The 3,443-nt window shown below is 56.2% G+C and carries 4 protein-coding genes; 2 read left to right on the top strand and 2 right to left on the bottom strand.

The genetic code is table 11. The annotated features are described in order from the left end of the window. Window positions 1–625 (bottom strand): alcohol dehydrogenase catalytic domain-containing protein (locus L691_RS0110705; RefSeq protein WP_025690489.1); only part of this gene is annotated, 625 nt, incomplete at its 3' end. Window positions 626–782: 157 nt separating this feature from the next. Between L691_RS0110705 and L691_RS0110710 the strand changes: the two genes are divergently transcribed. Together L691_RS0110710 and L691_RS0110715 are read left to right on the top strand one after the other, a co-directional pair. After that, entirely contained in the window at window positions 783–1,397 is a 615-nt protein-coding gene (locus tag L691_RS0110710) for a TetR/AcrR family transcriptional regulator (protein ID WP_025690490.1), read from the top strand. Window positions 1,398–1,504: 107 nt separating this feature from the next. After that, on the top strand, window positions 1,505–1,933 hold the full coding sequence (locus tag L691_RS0110715) for a hypothetical protein (RefSeq protein WP_156934211.1): 429 nt from the start codon (window positions 1,505–1,507) through the stop codon (window positions 1,931–1,933). 131 nt (window positions 1,934–2,064) lie between these two features. Here L691_RS0110715 and L691_RS0110720 read toward each other — a convergent pair. Beyond that, on the bottom strand, window positions 2,065–3,443 hold a 1,379-nt coding region (locus tag L691_RS0110720; protein WP_025690492.1), incomplete at its 5' end, for an ABC transporter substrate-binding protein.

Raw genomic sequence — 3,443 nt, forward strand, 5'->3', positions numbered from 1 at the left:
CTTCGGGGTCATAGATCTCTTCTCTTGAGATCACCTCGGCCGCGCCGAGCCGCTTCAAGTATTCGCTCTCTGTTGTGCGGCCAGTCCCGGCAACGACCTGATAGCCCCGCCCCGCCAGCATCGCGACCGCCGCGCCGCCGACGCCGCCGGACGCGCCCGTGACCAGCACTTTCCCTTGATCTGGCGAGGCTCCATTATCTTCGAGCGCTTGAATGGACATGGCCGCCGTAAAGCCGGCGGTGCCGTAAATCATCGCTTCCTTTAAGGACAGGCCGTCCGGCAGCGGAACGACCCAGTCTGCGGGGACGCGGGCGTATTCGCTGTAACCGCCGAAATGGGACACGCCAAGCCCGTAACCGGTAACAAGCACAGGCTGGCCTTTTACAAAGCGCTCATCCTCGGAGGATTCCACTACGCCGGACAAGTCAATGCCGGGCACAAAAGGATACGATTTGACGATGTTACCATTCGGGATGGAGGCAAGGCCGTCCTTGTAATTCACGCTGGAGTAGGCGACCTTGATCACCACTTCTCCTGCGGGCAGATCGTCTAGGGATAGCGGTTTTACGGCGACGCTGAACGGTTCCGTATTGTCTACGAACAGGGCTTGAAAGGATGAGGACATAATGATACGCTCCTTATTAATGAAATGTGAAGCAGTTGAAGACTGATTGTTGTTCAATAGCTGTCGTTTATATTTTTTATTCTGACCGGTCAACTTTTTTCTGTCAATGATCCGACGTACATTTTAAAAAAATGATTAATATATAGGTGGGAGTCCTATGGTTCGTTACAAAAAATCCGAGGAAAAACGCAAGCAAATTCTGTACGCTGCCTTTCAGGCTATCGCCGGGCAGGGTTACGATGCAGTGACGCTTCAGACGATCGCGGACAGCGCGAAGGTCAGCAAAGGCGTCGTCCATTATTATTTTGAGAGTAAGGAGGCGGTGCTGGTTGAACTGCTTAGCTGGCTGACAGGCAAAATTTACGAAAAAGAGGCTGCGGCGGCGAGTGAACAGTCCAAGGCGGCGGACAAAATGTACGCTTACATCGATTCTGTCTTCGTGTCGCCGGAGAAGAACCGCGATTTTTACCGGGTGTACCTCGATTTTCTGGCCCGAGCCAGCCGCAGCGCCGCCTACCGGGAAATCAACAGCCGGTTCTATGCCAACTGCGCTCGGATCAGCGCGGAAATTGTGGAGCTTGGCCAGCGGGAGGGCGTATTCGACCCCCGTTTGTCGGCGCGGGAGACCGCCCCGGTCATCCGCTCCATTATCGACGGCTGTCTGATCCAGTGGCTGATGAACGGACAGGACGAGCTGCATTCCGTATACAGGGACTACTGCCGGAAGGCGGTTATGAAGCTGCTAAGTTCGGAGACAGGGGAAAAGTCATAGGCGGCTGACGGAGGAAATGTTAAATTATTGAAATCTGCTGTAGGGGGGCGATTTCAATAATAACAATCAGACGGCTAGGAAGCATTGGAGCTCTATGCGCCACACTGGTGATGGCAAGCTGCGGCTTTATTAACGACGGCAAGGATAAATTGTACGGAAGCGACGCTGATATTGTAAAGGAAGGCGACAGTTTTTCCTATACTTCGCGAACCGGTTCAACCTCTACACGGATTGCGGACCTTGAATTTGAAGGTTTCTCCGGCACGGAGACGATTTGGAGTCTGGATGCGGAGAAGAAGGCCGACCTTCGGATTGACTATTTCCTGACTGTTAACAAGGGAGCATTCAAGGTAGTGCTGGTTACTCCGGACGATCAGGCGGTGACGATTGCAGAAGGAAGCTGCAAAGGCATTAGCAAGGTGTCGCTGAACAAAGGCCGGAATCGCATCAAATTTGTCGGCGCACGCACAGCGGGCAAGGTAGAAATGCATCTTCAGGCCGGAAAAGCCATCAAGATCACGACCACACCCGGATGAGTAGTACTTCCGAGGCGGCATCAAGGCGACGAACGCGCCGGACGGTGGGACCGTGTTCATCGTGAGGCTGGAGCTTAATTCCCGGTCCGGCGCGGTGTGACGCGTAATGATATGATTCAATGCACGGGCCTTCACTGCTGCGGAAACCACACATGCCGCAGATCGATCCAGCCCTGGCTGTTGAACCGGACTCCCCGGACGGACGGCAGGTAGGCGGTTTCCACCGGTTTTTCGTACAAAATATACAGCTCATGCTCCTGTATCAACCGGTCTTCGATCCGGCGGAATGCCTCGGCTCTTGCTGCATGGCCGGACTCGCGCGCGATCAGATGCAGTCCGGCTTCGATCTCCGACCGGACCTGCGGTGTGACATGCTCCGCCAGTGTCTGATACAGGTCGAACAGCCGCAGCTGCTCGTCACGGTCGCGCACAAGGGAGAACAGGATCAGGTCGGCTTCCATCCGGACCGGTCCCTTGAACTCTTCGGGCGGTACGGAGACGATAGCCGCCGAAATGCCGCGCCGCGTAAGTCTCTTGGCGACGAGTTCGGCGTCCGCCGCGTACTGAGGAATCGTGGCAATCCGCAGGGATAGCCAAGGCAAGGGAGCGGTCTTTCCGGACGCGGCGAGATGGTGAGGAATAGAGCTGCCGGACACGCCGGAACAGCCCGGGACTCTATCCGTACCGGGAGGGCCGATGCCATCGTCCGGTTCATGAATTCCGTCAAGACAAGACAGAATCTCCGCCCTGACGGCGGGATCGCTTAGCGGTCCCGCTTTTTTGGTATTGCAGGTGATGAACTTGCGGACGGAAGTCTCGGTGTGAGTCCGGCTGAGCGAAGCCGATTCTTCCGGCAGGGGATTCTGAATGATGTGAAAAGGAGAACCCGAGTCCGCCGCAGACGGTTCTGCATCCCAAGGAACATGCAGGATTTCCACTCGGTCCAGCTGCGCCCTTCCCTGAAAATAATGCGGAAAAGCCTCCAGCACGCAAAATTCCCTATTCAGTTCAGCTACCTTGAACGGCCCGGTTCCGACCGGCTTTTGGGAGAATCGCCCTTCCCCGATACGCTCCGGTTCGCGCGGCACAACGGCTGCCCGGCTCGTGCACAGAAACGAAAGAAACAGCTCGTTTGGAGCCTTGAGCCGGATGCTGACCGTCAGCGGACCCATCGCCGTAACCTCAACAATATCCCGCAAAATAAAGCTGTACAGCCTTCCCCGGGGCGCCCGGATCAACCGGGAGAAGGAGTAGACGACATCGCCCGCGTCAAGGATCGCGCCGTTATGCAGAAGCACTTCCTTGCGGAGATAAAAGGTCCAGTTCGTCCGCGTCTCGTCGGTCCCCCAGGCATGCGCAATGCCGGGGAGGATCTCCTCGCTGCCCGCTCCTCTGCGGACAAGTCCGTCGAATACATGGCTGGAGACGAAGGATTCAGCGAGCAGATTCATGTGCAGAGGATCGATCGTATAGAGAGGCTGGCGGATAGGCAGACGAAGCGTATCGATGA

The organism is Paenibacillus zanthoxyli JH29 (assembly GCF_000520715.1).
Taxonomy (GTDB): Bacteria; Bacillota; Bacilli; order Paenibacillales; family Paenibacillaceae; genus Paenibacillus_AQ; species Paenibacillus_AQ zanthoxyli.

Coding starts and splice junctions, on each gene's coding strand:
- L691_RS0110710 (WP_025690490.1), top strand. CDS start 783: ATGGTTCGTTACAAAAAATCCGAGGAAAAACGCAAGCAAATTCTGTAC.